Origin of the sequence: Paraburkholderia sp. DD10 (assembly GCF_049177125.1) — a bacterium.
Lineage (GTDB): Bacteria > Pseudomonadota > Gammaproteobacteria > Burkholderiales > Burkholderiaceae > Paraburkholderia > Paraburkholderia terricola.
This window is the reverse complement of the sequence record NZ_CP185393.1, coordinates 1,545,331-1,561,497: the sequence shown is the minus strand read 5'-3', so window position 1 is coordinate 1,561,497 and position 16,167 is coordinate 1,545,331. Positions and strand designations below refer to the sequence as shown.

The 16,167-nt window shown below is 63.1% G+C and carries 15 protein-coding genes and 2 pseudogenes; 9 read left to right on the top strand and 8 right to left on the bottom strand.

Annotated elements, in window-relative coordinates:
* Window positions 1-21: 21 nt before the first annotated feature.
* Genes ACOCG7_RS22375 through ACOCG7_RS22360 form a run of 4 tightly spaced genes read right to left on the bottom strand, consistent with a single transcriptional unit; the run spans window position 22 to window position 4,034 of the window.
* Entirely contained in the window at window positions 22-1,335 is a 1,314-nt protein-coding gene (locus ACOCG7_RS22375) for an acyl-CoA thioester hydrolase/BAAT C-terminal domain-containing protein (RefSeq protein ID WP_421380024.1), read from the bottom strand.
* 25 nt (window positions 1,336-1,360) lie between these two features.
* Complete coding sequence (locus ACOCG7_RS22370) at window positions 1,361-2,485, bottom strand: ABC transporter substrate-binding protein (protein WP_227470700.1); 1,125 nt, start codon at window positions 2,483-2,485, stop codon at window positions 1,361-1,363.
* Complete coding sequence (locus ACOCG7_RS22365; RefSeq protein WP_083083557.1) at window positions 2,482-3,267, bottom strand: ABC transporter permease; 786 nt, start codon at window positions 3,265-3,267, stop codon at window positions 2,482-2,484. Before ACOCG7_RS22365 ends, ACOCG7_RS22370 begins: the two co-directional genes overlap by 4 nt.
* Window positions 3,264-4,034: an ABC transporter ATP-binding protein gene (locus ACOCG7_RS22360; protein WP_421380531.1), complete on the bottom strand. Its 771-nt coding sequence runs from the start codon at window positions 4,032-4,034 to the stop codon at window positions 3,264-3,266. The genes ACOCG7_RS22365 and ACOCG7_RS22360 overlap by 4 nt, the downstream gene beginning before the upstream one ends.
* A gap of 229 nt (window positions 4,035-4,263) precedes the next feature.
* Here ACOCG7_RS22360 and ACOCG7_RS22355 point away from each other — a divergent pair, with 229 nt between their 5' ends.
* Genes ACOCG7_RS22355 through ACOCG7_RS22320 form a run of 8 tightly spaced genes read left to right on the top strand, consistent with a single transcriptional unit; the run spans window position 4,264 to window position 11,431 of the window.
* Window positions 4,264-5,007 (top strand): GntR family transcriptional regulator, encoded by a 744-nt coding sequence (locus tag ACOCG7_RS22355; protein WP_347143065.1) that lies wholly within the window; start codon window positions 4,264-4,266, stop codon window positions 5,005-5,007.
* Complete coding sequence (locus tag ACOCG7_RS22350; protein WP_347143064.1) at window positions 5,004-5,747, top strand: ABC transporter ATP-binding protein; 744 nt, start codon at window positions 5,004-5,006, stop codon at window positions 5,745-5,747. Before ACOCG7_RS22355 ends, ACOCG7_RS22350 begins: the two co-directional genes overlap by 4 nt.
* Window positions 5,744-6,586 carry an ABC transporter permease gene (locus ACOCG7_RS22345; RefSeq protein ID WP_421380018.1) on the top strand — a complete coding sequence of 281 codons (843 nt, stop codon included), beginning with the start codon at window positions 5,744-5,746 and terminating at the stop codon, window positions 6,584-6,586. Before ACOCG7_RS22350 ends, ACOCG7_RS22345 begins: the two co-directional genes overlap by 4 nt.
* Window positions 6,587-6,611: 25 nt before the next feature.
* On the top strand, window positions 6,612-7,616 hold the full coding sequence (locus ACOCG7_RS22340; protein WP_083083559.1) for an ABC transporter substrate-binding protein: 1,005 nt from the start codon (window positions 6,612-6,614) through the stop codon (window positions 7,614-7,616).
* Window positions 7,617-7,662: 46 nt separating this feature from the next.
* Window positions 7,663-8,667, top strand: coding sequence for a zinc-binding dehydrogenase (locus tag ACOCG7_RS22335; protein ID WP_193615262.1), 1,005 nt, complete (start codon window positions 7,663-7,665; stop codon window positions 8,665-8,667).
* A 9-nt stretch (window positions 8,668-8,676) separates the two neighbouring features.
* Window positions 8,677-9,129: a PaaI family thioesterase gene (locus tag ACOCG7_RS22330; RefSeq protein ID WP_083083561.1), complete on the top strand. Its 453-nt coding sequence runs from the start codon at window positions 8,677-8,679 to the stop codon at window positions 9,127-9,129.
* On the top strand, window positions 9,126-9,893 hold the full coding sequence (locus ACOCG7_RS22325; RefSeq protein ID WP_421380014.1) for a VOC family protein: 768 nt from the start codon (window positions 9,126-9,128) through the stop codon (window positions 9,891-9,893). The genes ACOCG7_RS22330 and ACOCG7_RS22325 overlap by 4 nt, the downstream gene beginning before the upstream one ends.
* Entirely contained in the window at window positions 9,890-11,431 is a 1,542-nt protein-coding gene (locus ACOCG7_RS22320) for a class I adenylate-forming enzyme family protein (RefSeq protein WP_421380011.1), read from the top strand. Before ACOCG7_RS22325 ends, ACOCG7_RS22320 begins: the two co-directional genes overlap by 4 nt.
* Before the next feature lie 100 nt (window positions 11,432-11,531).
* Here ACOCG7_RS22320 and ACOCG7_RS22315 read toward each other — a convergent pair.
* A pseudogene (locus ACOCG7_RS22315) lies at window positions 11,532-11,995 on the bottom strand (ABC transporter substrate-binding protein); the annotation flags it as partial.
* A gap of 200 nt (window positions 11,996-12,195) precedes the next feature.
* Window positions 12,196-13,386, bottom strand: a complete 1,191-nt coding sequence (locus tag ACOCG7_RS22310) for a porin (protein ID WP_083083564.1) — start codon at window positions 13,384-13,386, stop codon at window positions 12,196-12,198.
* A gap of 198 nt (window positions 13,387-13,584) precedes the next feature.
* Here ACOCG7_RS22310 and ACOCG7_RS22305 point away from each other — a divergent pair.
* Window positions 13,585-13,770 (top strand): annotated as a pseudogene (locus ACOCG7_RS22305) (SDR family oxidoreductase); the annotation flags it as partial.
* A 196-nt stretch (window positions 13,771-13,966) separates the two neighbouring features.
* On the opposite strand, the gene ACOCG7_RS22300 reads toward ACOCG7_RS22305, so the two are convergent.
* Together ACOCG7_RS22300 and ACOCG7_RS22295 are read right to left on the bottom strand one after the other, a co-directional pair.
* On the bottom strand, window positions 13,967-14,260 hold the full coding sequence (locus ACOCG7_RS22300; RefSeq protein ID WP_223217540.1) for a hypothetical protein: 294 nt from the start codon (window positions 14,258-14,260) through the stop codon (window positions 13,967-13,969).
* Entirely contained in the window at window positions 14,254-15,138 is an 885-nt protein-coding gene (locus ACOCG7_RS22295) for a helix-turn-helix domain-containing protein (RefSeq protein ID WP_143326632.1), read from the bottom strand. Before ACOCG7_RS22295 ends, ACOCG7_RS22300 begins: the two co-directional genes overlap by 7 nt.
* Between the last annotated feature and the right edge of the window lie 1,029 nt (window positions 15,139-16,167).

The following is a 16,167-nucleotide window of genomic DNA, read 5'->3' as shown; positions in this document are numbered from 1 at the left end:
CCTGGACATGGCCGGCACAACTCACAAAGGCGCATTTAACAATATGGCGGCTCGCAAAAACTCCACGACCCTCGGCCACGAGTCCGCGTTTGCATGCGCATTGGCCCCGGGTGTCCCCCCCGCAGTGAGATCGACCTTGGCCACAGCGTGTGGTTTGACGATGCGCGTGGTCGGTACAAACGGGAACTGAATCGAATGCCCGGCGCCGTCGTACTTCAAATGCGCGGCCGGATAGGGATGCTTTACCTCCCGCAGCCGCTCAATAATGCTGTCGGCCATCGCCGATGAAGGCCAAAAGCCGTCGTCGGTGCCGGAAAGCAGCAGCACCGGACCCGCTATGTCCTCTACGCGAATGCGACTGCGCTCGACCGCATCCGGATCCTGCAGCGCGGAGACGAACGACGGTGCCTGGCGTACCGGCGATACCGTGCTGTTGAACACGGACCAGTCGGCGTTCCGATTGTTGTCCCAGACCGTGGGCAGCGGCTGTCCGTCGAGCGTCCATGCTGGCGCATCCGGATGCTCGCCGGGGCGGCCCGCCCGCAATGCGCCGTGCACCACCGAGCTCGGGACGTAACCGACCACGGCCGACACCGCCCGGCCATAAGTAGCGCCGAGCAGCAGTGCGAGTTCCGCGCCACGCGACTGCCCGAGCAACGCGACGAAGCCGTGCGTCGGCGCCAGCGTCTTCTGCACCCATTCGATCGCCTTGGCGAAGTATTCGAGCGGGGTCGCGGAGATATAGTCGGGTCTGCCGGGCGCCTGGAAATAACCCAGCGCGAACCCGGCGAATCCATGCGCTGCGAGCACAGCGGCCCGCGCTTCGTTGATGCCGCCGCCGGATCCGTTCAACACGATCACGACGGGATGCGGGCCCGCAGCGGCCGGACGGAACAAGGTTCCGGCGAGGCCTGCCTCGCGAATCTCCGTGCGCGACACGCCTTCGCCGACGATCTGCTGCATGAGTGTCGCGCTCGCACGCGAGCCCGACGCGCCGGTCGCTTCCAGTTCGATCGTGCGCGCGTCGATCGCTTCGTCGGCACGCACACCTTCGCTGCCGCTAATGAGCGCGAGCGACCAGATCAGGCCGCTTGCCGATGCATGTCGATAACTGCTGCCTTCGGCCGGCACCGCTTCGCTGAGATCGAGCGCGCCGTTCGCGTCGACCGTAAAGAGCGCGCGGCTCTGCCACACGCTACCGTCTGCGCGAGTGAGCGAGGCGCGAATCTCCACGGTCTCCTCCTGCGCGAAATGTGCGAGCCGGATGCGCCGCGGCACGTCGATCAACGCATCGCGCGGCTCGACGAGCAGCGAAGGGGAGTGAGCATTCGTCATGGCAAAGTCTTCCTGTTGTCGCTGTTCAATGCGCGGCGCGAGCAGCGCGCACTACCGCGTCCTTGTCAAAACGGCTGAACTGCGGCACGAGTTGATTGGTAAAGAGCGTGTCGACCGGCACGTTGGCGGACGCGAATTCGCCGTCGGCGGCCATCTGCTTCACGAACTGTCGAATGATCGTCAGATCGAATTCGCCCGGCGTGCGCGGCTTGCCGTCGGCGGTCAGGGTGACGCGCGCGAGCCGGCGACGCACGAGTTCCTCCGCGTTTTTCAGGTTCACTGCTGCGTCGCCGGTCTTCGGGCGCGTTTCGGGATGCTTTCTCCAGAACGACTCGACGCAAAGTTGCACATTCGCCGAGCACGCGAGTTGCGCTTCGGTGTACGCACGTCCGAACCGCGCGTAAAGATCGGGGTTCGATTGCAGCGCCTGCGCGTTGGCGATAAAACCGTTGCCGGCCATCTGCCCGAACGGGGCCGGATACTGAATCCGACGCAGCGGCGTGCCTGACAGTTCCAGCATGTCGTGCCAGCTGCTGTTGTAATTCAGCGCATCGATCTGGCCGACGTTGAGCGCATGGAAACCGGAGCCAAGCACGCCGACGGGGACGATGGCGTAATCGCCTTTGGCGAGCGACGCTTCCTTCAAGACTGCGCGCGAGCTTGGAATCGTGCCCCACGTTAGCGCGCCGACACCGATCTTCTTGCCCTTCAGGTCGGCCAACGTCTTGATCGGCGAGCTGGCTGGCACCGCGAATTCCATCGTGTACACGGGCGTGGCGTTATAGAAGTAGCGCACGGGCAGGTCGCCGCGACCAGCGGCATACGCGGCAAGAATCGGATCGACCACCGGGAGGCCGATCGTCGCGTGACCCGATGCCACCTGCGGCACCAGCGCGCCAGCGCCTTCGAACGTGAGTGTCTCGACGGCGAGGTTCTCTTTCTTCCAGATGCCGAGTTCATTACCGATGGTCCAGATGCCACCATCGGTCACCGTCGGCGGGATCGCGAGCGCGACTGTCACCGCATCGACTGCGTGTGCGGGTGAAGCCTGTAACGCGGCAGTCAACGCGACGCCGGCAGCGGCGGACAGCGGACGGCGCAGGAAGCGCATGGCGTGCGAAACGCGTGCATGGAGAGTTTGCAATTTCATTCCTCGTTTGTAGACGTTTCCCAGAACACGACTCGTCGATGAATGGCTCGAACTCCTAACGAGCCGGCGATGCCGATGACCGCGAGCAGCACCACACCGGCATACATCGTCGGAATACTCATGTTGGTGGCCGACGATTGCACGAGATAGCCAAGGCCTTGCTGCGACGACACGAATTCGCCGACCACCGCGCCGATCAGCGCCAGCGACACGCCGATCTGCAGGCCAGCGAAGATATCGCCGGCCACGTAGGGCAGCTTGACGTGGAAGAAGATGAACGCACGCGACGCATGGAATGCCCGGCACGCGTCGATCAGCTCCGGGTCCACGCGGCGGATGCCGACCAGCATGTTGATGAACAACGGAAAGAAGCAGATCAGGATCACGAGCACCAGCTTGGAGGCGAAGCCGAAACCGAACCACACGAGAATCAGAGGCGCAAGCGCGACTTTCGGCACGGCCTGAATGCCGGTCAGAAGCGGATACACGTAGCGCTCGAACGTGACTGACTCGGCGAGAACGGCGCCGAATAGCACCGCGAATAGCGAGCCGATCGCATAGCCGGCTGCGGTCTCGAGCAGGGTGTAGCCGATGTGCGGCCACAATGTGCCGTCGGCGAAACCGTCGACAAGCGCGGCGAGCACGTCGGACGGCAACGGCAGGATGTATTGCGGAATGTGCAGGGCGGCGACGGCTGCCTGCCATCCGCCGACTACGATCGCGAGGGTAATTAGCGGCGGCAACCAGAAGCGAGTGCCGAGACGGTAAGAGAGCGTTCTCATTGGATGAAGCGCTGGCGTAGGTGGTTGCAGGCGTCGACGAAAGCGGGCGCCGTCATGGTGTCGAGCGTGCGGGGCCGGGGCAGTTCGATGTCGAGCGATTCGACGATCTGGCCCGGCCGCGCGGACATGACGAGCACGCGGTCCGACAGGAAGACCGCCTCGGCAATGCTGTGCGTGATGAATAGCACCGACTTGCGGTCTGCAATCCAGATGCGTTGCAGCTCAAGCGAAAGCGCTTCGCGCGTCATCGCGTCGAGCGCGGAGAACGGCTCATCCATCAGCAAAACTGACGGATCTGCGATCAGCATCCGCGCGAGTCCGACACGCTGCTGCATGCCGCCGGAAAGCTCGCGCGGGTAGTTGCCGGCGAACGCGGCCAGTCCCATGGTGTCGAGCAGCTGGTTGCAGCGCGCCTGGTAGCGCTCTACCGGCAAGCCGGCCGCGCGTACGGGCAGCAATACATTCTCCCGCACGCTTTTCCACGGAAGCAGCAGCGGCTTCTGAAAGGCGACGCCCACGTCGGCGCGCGCCGCGCGCGTGTCATGAAACGCTATCTCTCCTCTCGTCGGCTGCAGCAGGCCGGCCGCAACTTTCAGCAATGTCGACTTGCCGCAACCAGACGGCCCGAGGATCGATACGAATTCGCCAGCGCCGACGCTCACACTGACCTCGTGCAGCGCGTGAATGTCTGCGCCACGCGTGCGGTACGACATGGAAACGTCGGTCAGTTGCAGCGTGGCGGGTAAGGTCTGTACGTCATGCGTCATGGAAGCCCCCTTTCGCAAGGCTGCCGATTGTAAAGGCACGAAATGCGCCACGCCTACGAAGATAAACCGATAAGGGAAGTGACAAATCGGACATTCGTGAGCTGCTCACGGTATCGAAAAATCTAAGATCGTTGTTCCACATAATTGGTTAGGCGCAGCGCGTATGACGACTACGATGGGCGTCTGATTGTTCAACAGCCTTCTGTGAGCCGCTCACGAGCCGAAAGCCATGATCGACGAGTCCGTTACCACTGAATCCGCCGCGCCAGGCGAGCCGCTTGGCGCACGCGGCGAGGATGCTTACCAGCGCATTCGCCGCGACGTGCTGTCGTGCCGCTTCATGCCGGGCTCGACGCTGACCGAAGGTCAACTGATGGAGTCGTACGGGATCGGCAAAAGCAGCTGTCGCGTCGCGCTCGTGAAGCTGGTTCATGAGGGTTTCGTGCGCGCCATGCCGCGCCAGGGCTATCGTGTTGCGCCGATCACGCTGCGCGACGTCGAAGAAGTCTTCGAGTTGCGCACGCAGCTCGAACCGCTCGCCGCCCGGCTTGCATGTGGCCGCGTCGACGTCGCGCTGTTGCGGCGGCTGGAAGCCGAATGCCGGGTCCCGTATCCGGAGCGTGAGTTGTCCGACCAGATTGACGTGTTCCTCGATGCGAATCGCGAATTTCATCTCGAGATCGCGCGGGCGAGCGGCAACGAGCGTCTGCACCGGATGCTCGCAAACTTGATGGATGAAATGTCCCGGCTCGTCGCGCTCGGCTTCGGCGTGCAAGGCACGAAGCCGGAAATCAGGCATGACCACAACGCATTGATCGATGCCTTCGAGGCGAGCGACGGCCGCCGCGCGGAAACCATAGCGCGCCGGCACATCGAAACGTTCCGCGCGATGACGATGGAGAAGGTGTACGCGAGCCTGTCGAGTGCGGGCGCGTCGCTGCCGGTATTCAGTGTCGCGGAGTTGCGGCGATGAGCTCGCTCGCGGTAGCCGTGCGCGGGGTCGGGAAACGCTTCGGGGATTTGGCCGTGCTCGACGGCGTCGAGTTCGATGTCGCAGATGGTGAGGTTGTCGCGTTGCTCGGCACGTCCGGCTGCGGCAAGAGCACGCTACTCAATATTGTGGCTGGACTGCTGGCGGCAGACCGCGGCGAGGTGCGCCTTGACGGCGCGCGCACGACGCGGCGCGAGGGGCCGCCCGCTCTCGCCTATATGTTCCAGGAAGACCGGTTGCTGCCGTGGCGCAGCGCGCGGTCCAATACGGAGTTCGGTCTCGAAGCCGGACATCCGCGCTTGTCCGCACGAGAGCGCCGCAAGCGTGCCGACGCGGCGCTCGACATGGTCGGCCTTGGTGCCTTCGCTGAGCGCTATCCGCACGAACTGTCCGGCGGCATGCGTAGCCGTGTTGCGCTTGCTCGGAGTCTGGTCGGCGAGCCGCGAATTCTGCTGATGGACGAGCCGTTCTCGAAGCTCGATCCGCAGACCCGCGAGCAGATGCACGCCGAATTGCTGCGGATCCGGGCCGAGCGGCAGCTTACCGTGCTGTTCGTGACGCACGACGTTGAGGAGGCAGTCGTGCTGGCCGATCGCATCGTCGTGCTTGCGCCTCGGCCGGGTCGGGTGCGCGAGGTCGTCACCGTCGATTTGCCACGGCCGCGCAGCGCGGTCGACGAAGCCGTGGCTGGAACCATCCGCCGAGTGAGGATGCTGATATGAAGCGCGCGACCGAATCGTTCAGAACGCCCTGGCGACCCGGCGGAACACCGCTAGTTGCCGACGTATCGCGGCCTTCGCGTTCCGCCCGTTGGGCGTGGCTCGTCGCGCAGCGTATCGCGCTGCTCGCGTTGCTGGTGGCCCTCTGGTGGCTCGCGTCGCTGCGTATGCCGGCCTTCGTGCTGCCGGGCCCGTTGAAGGTTGCGCACGCGCTCGCGACGCTGCTGCATTCCGGCACCTTCGCGAGCGACCTTGGCATCACGCTGTATCGCGTGCTGGCCGGCTTCCTTCTTGCCGCGGCGATTGGTGCGCCGCTCGGCATTTTTCTTGGCGCGAATCCGCGCGCGGCGCGCTTCCTGGAGCCGCTGCTGTCTATCGTCAATACCGTCTCGTCGGCGATCTGGGCCGTGTTCGCGATCATCTGGTTCGGCATTTCCGATGCGACCACCGTGTTCGTCGTGTTCATGACGGCGATGCCGCTGATCCTCACCAACGTCTGGCGCGGCGCGTTGACCGTGGAGCGACAGCACGTCGAGCTCGCGCGCAGCTTCCGCATGTCCAGCCCGCAGATCATGCGCAAGATTTATCTGCCGACCATCCTGCCGCACTTCTTCTCAGGCGCGCGGCTCGCGTTCGGCTTCGGGTGGCGCGTGTCGCTGGTGGCGGAGACGATCGGTTCGTCGAACGGCATCGGCTACCGGCTGCGCCAGGCGGCGGACCTGGTGCAGACCGATCAGGTATTCGCATGGACGGTCACGCTCGTCGTATTGATGCTGCTGATCGAAGCCGGCGTGCTGAAGCCGCTGGAGCGGCGTCTGTTTCGCTGGAAAAACACAGTTTGACGGAACGCTAACGGGGACCATAGGAATGATTTCTTCAACTTTCGCATTCGGCAAGCATGCCGTACGTGTCGCTGCGCTGGCCGCCGCGCTGATGGGCGTGGCGCATACCGCCAGTGCGGAGCCGATCCGTGTCGGCTACTGGACGAGCGGCGTGAGCCTCGGCTTCGGCGCGGTGCTCGAAGCCCAGAAGTTCCTGCAGCAGCGCGGACTCGACGTGCAGTTTGTGCGCTTCGCCGACGTCAACGCGCCGAACCGCGCGCTGGCCGCGAACGCCATCGACTTTGCGTTCGCCGCGCCCGCTGCCGCGGTGTTCAGTTCCAGCGCGGAAGGCGTGCCACTGCGCATCGTGCTCGCCACGCAGCCGGCCGACGTGGAATTCGTCGCGCCGCAGGATTCGCCGATCCGTTCGCTCGCCGATCTGCGCGGCAAGCGCGTCGGCATGTCGCCGGCCGGCAGCTCTGTCGCCGCAATCGCGACAGCGGTGCTGCAAGGCAACGAGAACATCAAAAGCAACGACTTTTCTCTCGTGCCCGGCAACGAAGCGCGACTCGCACAATTTCTCGTGCAGAAGCAGGTGGACGCCGCCGCGCTGCGCTCTGTCACGGTCGCACAGATCAGCGAGCTGAAAGTTAAGCGCCTTGGCTCTTTCGGCGAGGAATGGAAGAAGCTGACGAAGTCGGACGCGACGCCGTACATCGGCGTCAGCGTCGTGCGCGCGGACTATCTGTCGAAGCATCCGGACGACATCGCGAAAGCGATCGCCGCAATGCGCGATGCGTTGCAATGGGGCGCAACGCATCGCAGCGAAGTCGCCGCGATTCTGCAAAAGAGCGCAAACCTGCCCGCCGACGATGCCGATGCCTATGCGGCGCGTTGGTCGGATATTAACCGCGTCACGTTCGAACCGATCGACCTGGACACGCTCAAGCGCGAGCACAGGATCTTCGTCGATGGCGGCGTGATTCAAGGCTCGCTGCCGGCCGAGCTGTTGACCACCGGCCCGTATGTCGCGTCCAAATCGATCCGATAGATCAACCTCTGGAGTTTCTCTGATGTCAGTTTCCGTTCCGTCGACGATGAAAGCACTGGTGCTCGGCGCCCATGGCGATCTCGACCAGTTGCAGGTCGTCACCGACAAGCCGGTGCCGAGGGCCGCGCCAGATGGCGTGGTGATTCGCGTGCGTGCATCGTCGTTCAACTATCACGACGTGTTCACCGTGAAGGGGATGCCGGGAATCAAGGTGCCGCTGCCGGTGGTGATCGGCCTCGACATGGCGGGTGAGATCGTCGAAGTCGGCGAGAGTGTCGATGGGTGGCATGTCGGCGACCGCGTGCTGGTGAATCCGCTCAATCGCGAGAAGGGGCTGATGGGTGAGATGCTCGACGGCGGCATGGCCGAATACTGCGCGGTGTCCGCTGCCCAGCTGATCGCGCTGCCCGACGCGGTCGGATTCGATGCGGCGTCCGCGCTGCCGGTCGCGTACGGCACGGCTCACCGGATGCTGGTGACGCACGCCACCGTCAAGACCGGCGACCGCGTGCTCATTCTGGGCGCCAGCGGCGGCGTGGGTACGGCTTCGCTGCTGCTGGCGAAGCAGCTCGGCGCGGAGGTGATCGCGTGCGCAGGCAGCGACGAGAAGGCGGAGCAACTGAAGGCGCTGGGCGCAGACCACGTCGTCAACTACCGGACCACTAACTTCTCGAAGTGGGCGATCGAGCGGTATGGCAAGCCGCAGCGCCGCAATTACGAGGGCGGCGTCGACGTGGTCGTGAACTTCACCGGCGGGGATACATGGGTGCCGTCGTTGAAGTGTCTGAAGCGCGGCGGTGCACTGCTGGTGTGCGGCGCGACCGCGGGCCACGACCCTCAGGAAGACCTGCGCTACATCTGGAGTTTCGAGCTGCGCGTGATCGGTTCGAACAGCTTCTATGACGACAACCTGCGCGCGCTGCTCGGGCAGATCGAACGCGGCGAACTTACGCCGGCCATTGACCGCGCGGTGCCGCTCGAACAGGCCGCCGAAGGGCTGAGGCTGATCCGCGATCGCGAAGTGCTGGGCAAGGTCGTTGTTAATCCTTAAGGAGTTGAAATGAGCGAAACGGAAAACAGGGCGGCGTTGCCCGCTGCCGAAGAAGTCGAAGCGCGCCTGAGGCGCGCGCCGTTCCATGACTGGCTGGGTCTGAAAGTCGTGTCGGTCGGCGAAGGCGAGATTGAACTGACCGCGACGTGGCGCGAAGAATGGATCGTGAATCCGGACAAGCGTTACACCCACGGCGGCATTCTTGCGGCGTTGGTCGACCTTGCGGCAGATTGGGCGCTTGTGTCGAAGACCGGCCGGGGCGTGCCGACCATCGACCTGCGCGTCGATTACCATCGCGCGGCGTTCCCGGGCGACCTGCGCGTAAAGGGCAAGGTGATCCGCTTCGGCGCGCAGGTGGCGACGGCCGAGGCGCATGTGTACGACGCGGACGGCAAGCTCGTCGCGAGCGGCCGCGGCGCCTATTCGACCTCGACGCCTGCCGCGTCCGCGCAAAAAGCATGACGCTCGCGCTCGACCACCTCGTCATCAATACGCGTTTTGATACCGATGCGGCACAAACGCTGTTCGCGGAGCTCGGCTTCACGTTGACGCCGCGCGGCTACCACACGCTCGGTTCGATCAACCACGCGATCATGTTCGACGGACACTATCTCGAACTGATCGGCTTGCCTCTGGACGGCGCGACGATTCGCGAGGAAATCGCCGCGAGTCCGCTCGGTGCGGACGGGCTCGTGTATCGCAGCAACGATCCGCAGCGCACGTTCGACGCGCTGCACGCAGCGGGTTTCGACGCGACGCCGCCGCAGCATTTCTCGCGGCCGGTGACGGGGCTGGGCGATGCGCGCTTCGTTACAGTCCGGCTCAAGCCGGGTCCGGCATGGGGCGGGCGCGTGTATTTCTGTCAGCACCTGACGCCCGAATTCGTGTTCCGCGACGAATGGAAAGTGCATGGCAACGGTGCGTATGCGCTCGACGCGCTGCACGTCGTCGATGCTGACCGCGACGCTTATGCGCGTCTCGGCGAGGCGTCTGAGGGATTCAGGCTCGCGTTCTGGGACCGTGCGCGTTTCGACGCGTATTTCGGCACGCTCGCATCGCACGTAACACGGCGTTCGCCGCGCTTCGCCGCGATGACGGTGCGCACGCCACGATGGTCCGAGGTAGCAATGCTGGCGTCGGCGGCTGGGCTGCCGGCGGCGCAGGAAGACGACCGCACGCTGGTGGCGCTGCCGGCCTTCGATACTGTGCTGGAGTTCATCCGATGACCTTTCCGTTCAATCTGGGCGCGTTGATCGACGTCGATCGGAACCCCGACGCGTTGGCGCTGATCAGCGTCGGGGAAGGGCAGCAAGCGGCCCGCTACAGCTTCGGCGAGCTGAATGCGATGGCCGACGACGTCGCGTATAGCCTGAGTGCGAGGTATCAGCCAGGCGATCGTGTCGCCGTGCTGGCCGCCAACTCTGCGCAATACATCGCGACGGTGCTGGGCATCATGCGTGCCGGGCTCGTCGCAGTGCCGGTGAACTGGAAGCTTCCGCGCGCGCTGATTGCGCAGGTGATCGCCGACAGCGGCGCGCGCCTTGTGTTCTGCGATCCTCCTCGCGGAGCGGATGTGCCGCCCGAATTGCAATGCGTGGTATTCGACCAGTGGCGACTGTTGCCTCTGCCCGAGAACATCGTTACGTTTTCTGCTTATACCCGTCGTGCCGATTCGCCAGTACGCAAGCCGTTCGATCCGCACGTGCCTGAAGCGGGAGAGGCGGCGCTGATCCTCTATACATCGGGTTCGACGGGCCGGCCGAAGGGCGTCGTGCTGTCACATCAGAGCCACTTGTGGGTCGTGGCGACGCGGCTGGCAGGACAGCCGCTGAGTGGCGAGCGCCTGTTGATCGCCGCGCCGCTGTTTCATATGAATGCATTGGCGCTCACGTTTCTGGCACTCGCGGCACATGTGGAAACCGTGTTGCTGCCGCAGTTCAATGCACGCCAGTACATCAACGCGATCAATGAATGGCACTGCACATGGCTGACGTCCGTGCCGCCGATGATCGCCATGATGCTGCAGGAGCGCCAGCTGCTGGAGCAGGCCGACCTGTCGTCGGTGCGTTATGTGCGTATGGGCTCAGCGCCGGTCAGCGACGCACTGCTGGGGCAGATCCATTCACTGTTGCCAAACGCGAAGGTCATCAACGCATACGGTACGACGGAGGGCGGTCCGGTCGTGTTCGGCCCGCACCCCAATGGTCTGCCAACGCCGCCGCGCGCGGTGGGAGTAGCGCATCCGCTGGTGGACATGCGCCTCGTCGATGAAAGCGGCGCGCAGGCTTCGGAAGGTGAGCTCGAGTTGTGCAGTCCGGGTCTGATGAACGGATATCACAACCGCCCGGATCTCCCGTCACCCATTTCGCCAGATGGCTTCTATCGGACGGGCGATGTCTTCTATCGCGACGCCGACGGCTTTTATACGTTCGTCGGTCGCCGGGACGATATGTTCGTTTCGGGCGGCGAGAACATCTTTCCAAGCGATGTCGAAACCATGCTCGAGCGCCACTTCGCCATTCAGCAGGCGTGCGTGGTGCCTGTGGACGATCCCATCAAGGGAACCAAGCCTGCCGCGTTCATCGTACTGAAACCGGGCAGTTCGTTGAGCGCGGACGATGTGAAGGCTTTCGCGCTGGAACATGCGCCGCCGTATCAGCATCCGCGGCAGGTGTGGTTTGTCGATGCCTTGCCGCTTGCGCCGACGAACAAGGTTGATCGGGCGACGCTGAAGAAGCTGGCGGCGCAGTGGACGGCGAGCTGATGGCTCAAGGGCGAATCGCATTTTGACATTGCTTTGCCGCACGTATTCGTGACACCGATGGTCATACGGCGCGGGTTGTGACACTCGTGGCGGACCTCGACGCGCGCTTGGGATCGTACGGGTATTGCTGCGTATCAGGCGTATAGAACGCCTTCACGAGCGACGACTCGGCCCCCGTCGCGGGCACCGCATACCCGTCCCAGACCGTCTTGACAGTACGTCGCGATCGATCGCGTGCGAGATAGCCTGACGTACTTCGAGCTTGCCGAGGAGAGGGTCGCGCAGATTGGGCTCAAGCCACAGCCACGCCGTGTAGCCGTTATAACCTTCACGCGAGACCACGAGGTTGGGCAGCTTCGCGAGGCGGTCGGCATCGGCGAACGTCAGCGGGTTGCGCCCGCCATATTGTGCCGCGCCCGTTTCGAGCGCGGTGGCGCGGCCCGAGACGTCCGGCGTGATCTTCCATGTAATCCGCTCCAGATACGGTTGACCGGGGGCCCAGTACTTCTCGTCGCGGTCGAGCACGATGCGGTCGCCCCGCGCCCATTCCGTGAACCTGTACGGGCGCAGGCGCGGCCTTCCGCGGCGAATACGAAGGGAGCACGCTGCCGCAAACCTTGGGTTGCGTCAGCCCGTTTCGCGCTACGCGAGCGGGGGTGGCAACGTCCTGATATCGAGTGGCCGCACGATGCCTTCGCGGCGTCATGCGACAAGCTGCAAATCACCCGCCACGATCAATAGATCGTCGCGGGTGGCACTTTCTATTAGAACTTCACCCGCAGACCCGAAAATACAGCGACCTGACGGTTCGTCGATGAAGCCGTGCCGGCATCGGCAATCGCGGCAATCTTTTGATAACCCGAGCCGACGCGCGTCGACGCATCGCCCGCCGCAAGCTGATAGGCCGCCGACAGATACAGTTCGGTGCGCTTGGACAACGCATAATCGACGCCGAGCGTGAACTGATGCCAGCGCGGCTTCAGGTTCGCGCCATTGGTGCCGGGCAGATTGGTCGCGCGTCCGTCGGTGTACGCGTACACGCCGATCAGCGTCAGCGCGGACGTGAACAGATAGCGCGCATTCAGGTCGTAGTTGTTGAACTTGCGCGACGAGCCGTCGCTATAGTCAAGCTGCGTGTGGCTCCAGGCGAAGCCGAGCGTCGCCGCGCCGATCGAGTAGTTCGTGCCCGCCGCGGCAATCTGCTGACGCACGACCCCGCCGTTCAGGCCATAGAAGAACGCGCCGCTGTAGTCGTCGCCCGATGTCGTCGACGTGCCGCCGATCGCGCCGCTCGTGTTCGATGTCGCGTTCGGATGATTCAGCACGTTATAGCCGCCGCCGATCGAGAACGCTCCGTTCACGTAGTTCGCGGACACGCCCCAAGCGCGGTTGTTGCCGAAGCCCGTTCCATTGCCGCTGTTGGCCTGATTGCTGAACGCATAGAGGCCGTCGACGGTCAGTCCGGCGATCGTGTCGCTGCGAAACTTGACGGCGTTGTTCACGCGGAACGTCTGGTTCAGATTGTCGTTATCGCCGATGTGCGTGGACGGCGACCAGAAGCCGGAGCCCGCATACTGCGAGACGAGATCCGTCACGGGCTCGTATTGCCGGCCGAGCGTCACCGTGCCGATGCCCGTCTTCTGCACGCCCACGAACGCCTGCCGGCCGAACAGGCGGCCGCCTTGTGCCGACGTGCCGTCGTTGGGTCGAAAGCCGCTTTCGAGCGTAAAGACCGTCTTCAGTCCGTCGCCGAGATCTTCGACGCCACGCAAGCCCCAGCGGCTGCCGCTCAGCTTGCCGCTCGTCTGCTGGATATTGCTCGCGCCTTTCTGGTTGTTGGTATAGGTGATGCCCGCATCGACGAGTCCATACAACGTCACGGCACTCTGCGCATGCACGAATGCGGGCGATGCAGCGACGAGACTTGCGGCGCTGGCCAGAACAACACGCTTCATTGGATTCCCTTTTTATTGAAGTCAGGTGGTTATTAAGGAACCCGATGCTATTAGGGAGAACACTTAACCAGAAGGAATAATTTCTACTTTGCTATTTGTGTCACTTGCGATTTGCAACGGAGCCGCGCAGTGGATTGCAGATCATCTGTCCTGCGACACGTGCTATAGCAGCAGAGTGACTGTTGGGGCTGGCGACGGGCAGGGGCATTTGCGCAGGCGGGGGCGTCCGTGACGCTTGCCGATGTCAATGCGGATGCCCTGAATCACGCTGTGGATTCGCTGAGAGTTCCAGCACACCAGTCGCTGGCAGTGGCTTGCGACGTGACAGATGAAGCGCAGGTTGCTGAGATGGTAAGTCGGACGGTTGCGACGTCTTGTTGGCCGCAAATCGTTGTGCGATGCCTCAGCGAGATACAGAGGGCGCTGCACGAACGGCTCTATCGTCGGGACAGCGCGGAATCGTATCCGCCAATAGATCTGGCGGCTGTATATCCAGCCGAATGTCCGGCAGTTGCCAGACGGTTCATTGACGATGGGACTCCCGCGGAGTCTTATCATCAGGTTCCGGATGCGCGAAGTGTCATGAACCGGACGGGAAAGCTCTCCGTTTGGGTTTGCTCCGGCCGTGGGCTTGGCCATCAGAAGCCGATCCTTTCTTTGCGGAAGTGCTCGGCCATTTCTTGGAGCGGCCTTCGCCGCGCAGCAGATCGAGATAGATCTGAATGGGGCTAGCCAGACATAGGCCATCCATCTGCTCGCGAAACAACAGTTCACCCGGAGACTTGGCTTCTACGATACCTAAGTTAGCGCCTTCGTTGACGACACGTGCGTCCAGGTCGCCGATAGCGGCATCGGCGTTCGCGTCGATCAGCACGCGCGCGCACCTGGGAGATGTTGGAAAGGAATGGCGCGTAGCGCTGCGCGGCGGCTTCGTAGCTGACCTCGTACTGGACGTCGTGCGCGTCGAAGATCTGACCGATCCGGGCCGCCAGCGTGCCTGCTTTCGTGCCCGGCACGTAGCAACGACGCGGGGCCGGCGGACGGATGGTTGCGAGCTGCTTGGCCCACGCGTTCAGCAAGGCCGCCGGCTCGCGAAGATGGCGTTCTTTGCTCGGGCCTTGCCCGCGTGCCACCAGCCAGTCGAGGCGCTCCAGCTCGGTCAGCACCTGTGAGGCGGTGGCTGGCGACACCATCGCCTGCAGTGCCAGCCCTGCGACTCCAAACCAGTCCTGATGCTTTACCAACGTACATCTCGAACTTCTGCATTTCCATGTAGGCGTCGGCACAATCCCGATAGTCACGAAAATAATCGACGAGCGTTGCGAAGGCTTCATCCGCTTCGCGTGTCAGCGCGAAAGCTGGCTCGGACAAATCCATCGTGCAGGACTCGGCGAGTTTGGCCAGTTGTTTTCCTGTGGTCATTGGGGTCGCCGTCAGTGTGATGTGATCTCGATCGAACTTTTCCTTGGCTGCCTTGAGGTCATCTTCCGTTGGAATCATGAACGGTTCACTCAGGGCGTCGATGTCCTCAAATTCAAAGGCACGGGCGAGCGCACGGCGCGTATCGAGACTGGCGGGCTCACCTTTTTCGGCTCGCTGGATCGTGCGGACATTGAGCCCCGAGATGGCGGCCAATTGCTCTTGTGACCACTGACGCATCTCCCGAAATACCTCGATCAGGAGCGCCAGTTCGTTGGGAGTCAACAGGCGAGCTTGCTGAGACTGTTCGGTAGTGTTCGTGCGTGCCTCCATCGGTTGGTTGATGTGGCGAGTATGAGCGGCGAGAGAAAAGGGCAACACCACAGTAGCCCAACAGCCAGCCGACAACGGTCACTACACGTCGAAAGTCGTCTTTCCCGAAAATTCTGAACTCGAGCGTCCCGGCGTACCGCCGTCGTGCTTGTGGACTGCATCCTGCGCCTCGTGCCAAGTCGCGGTCCTTCGGGTTCATCCCTGATGCGTACTGCCCGACTTCCCGATCCGGGTCTGCGCGCTTCGCTTGTGTAGGCGTATGCGATCGGTTGTCTGTCCAGCCACTTTCCTGACTTCATCCCCTCGTCTGCTGTAGTGTGATGGTATCGAGGAGCGCGTTCGAAAGAGACTGACGGTATCAGCGACGGTATCGCGCCTACAAATCGTGAAGAGACGGTGAGTGTCCGCGATTTTCAAACAAAGCGGGCGTTGATCCTCCGGTGCGTTCCGACCACAACCGTCAACTGCCGGGCACAATTTCCGGTATCGCTGACGGTATCGACGTCACCAGAGCCGGTGCGAATTCCGTCCGCACAAGGGTCCGGCCATTAGGTTGACAATCGAGTGGGAGTGAATTGACGTCCTTCGAGGACTATCGCCATGCGCAGCGGTGAGCCCGCGTCGACACACCCATCGCACCAACTGGGTCGTCATCGCTCACCGCATCGCAACAACAGAGACCTCCATGCACGGCGCATGGAGAGTTGCTCAGGACGCGATGCGTTGAAAGCAGGTCGCGCAAGCCATGGCGGCTGGCGACCATCACCCGGGCGCCGGCCATAAAGAGACGGTCAGCGATGCGCTTCGAACGGCTCCTCGCTGGCAACTGCCGCCATACTCCTTGTCGTCTTGCTATAGGCGAGCCATCAAAATCCGGATTATCGGGTTGCATCATTGGACGTCTTGTCAGATGTAACCTGACGCATATACTTGCAATTGCCTGAGGGTAATCCGCTGCGCGGTGTGCGTGTCTCTGTACGACCGCATGGTGCCGTGTCCGGCGCGGCCGTTCACGCGTCAATCGCTCGG

Bases quoted from the DNA above. Each gene is read 5' to 3' on its own strand.
- ACOCG7_RS22375 (WP_421380024.1), bottom strand. From the start codon at position 1,335: ATGACGAATGCTCACTCCCCTTCGCTGCTCGTCGAGCCGCGCGATGCG.
- ACOCG7_RS22370 (WP_227470700.1), bottom strand. From the start codon at position 2,485: ATGAAATTGCAAACTCTCCATGCACGCGTTTCGCACGCCATGCGCTTC.
- ACOCG7_RS22365 (WP_083083557.1), bottom strand. From the start codon at position 3,267: ATGAGAACGCTCTCTTACCGTCTCGGCACTCGCTTCTGGTTGCCGCCG.
- ACOCG7_RS22360 (WP_421380531.1), bottom strand. From the start codon at position 4,034: ATGACGCATGACGTACAGACCTTACCCGCCACGCTGCAACTGACCGAC.
- ACOCG7_RS22355 (WP_347143065.1), top strand. From the start codon at position 4,264: ATGATCGACGAGTCCGTTACCACTGAATCCGCCGCGCCAGGCGAGCCG.
- ACOCG7_RS22350 (WP_347143064.1), top strand. From the start codon at position 5,004: ATGAGCTCGCTCGCGGTAGCCGTGCGCGGGGTCGGGAAACGCTTCGGG.
- ACOCG7_RS22345 (WP_421380018.1), top strand. From the start codon at position 5,744: ATGAAGCGCGCGACCGAATCGTTCAGAACGCCCTGGCGACCCGGCGGA.
- ACOCG7_RS22340 (WP_083083559.1), top strand. From the start codon at position 6,612: ATGATTTCTTCAACTTTCGCATTCGGCAAGCATGCCGTACGTGTCGCT.
- ACOCG7_RS22335 (WP_193615262.1), top strand. From the start codon at position 7,663: ATGAAAGCACTGGTGCTCGGCGCCCATGGCGATCTCGACCAGTTGCAG.
- ACOCG7_RS22330 (WP_083083561.1), top strand. From the start codon at position 8,677: ATGAGCGAAACGGAAAACAGGGCGGCGTTGCCCGCTGCCGAAGAAGTC.
- ACOCG7_RS22325 (WP_421380014.1), top strand. From the start codon at position 9,126: ATGACGCTCGCGCTCGACCACCTCGTCATCAATACGCGTTTTGATACC.
- ACOCG7_RS22320 (WP_421380011.1), top strand. From the start codon at position 9,890: ATGACCTTTCCGTTCAATCTGGGCGCGTTGATCGACGTCGATCGGAAC.
- ACOCG7_RS22310 (WP_083083564.1), bottom strand. From the start codon at position 13,386: ATGAAGCGTGTTGTTCTGGCCAGCGCCGCAAGTCTCGTCGCTGCATCG.
- ACOCG7_RS22295 (WP_143326632.1), bottom strand. From the start codon at position 15,138: ATGGAGGCACGCACGAACACTACCGAACAGTCTCAGCAAGCTCGCCTG.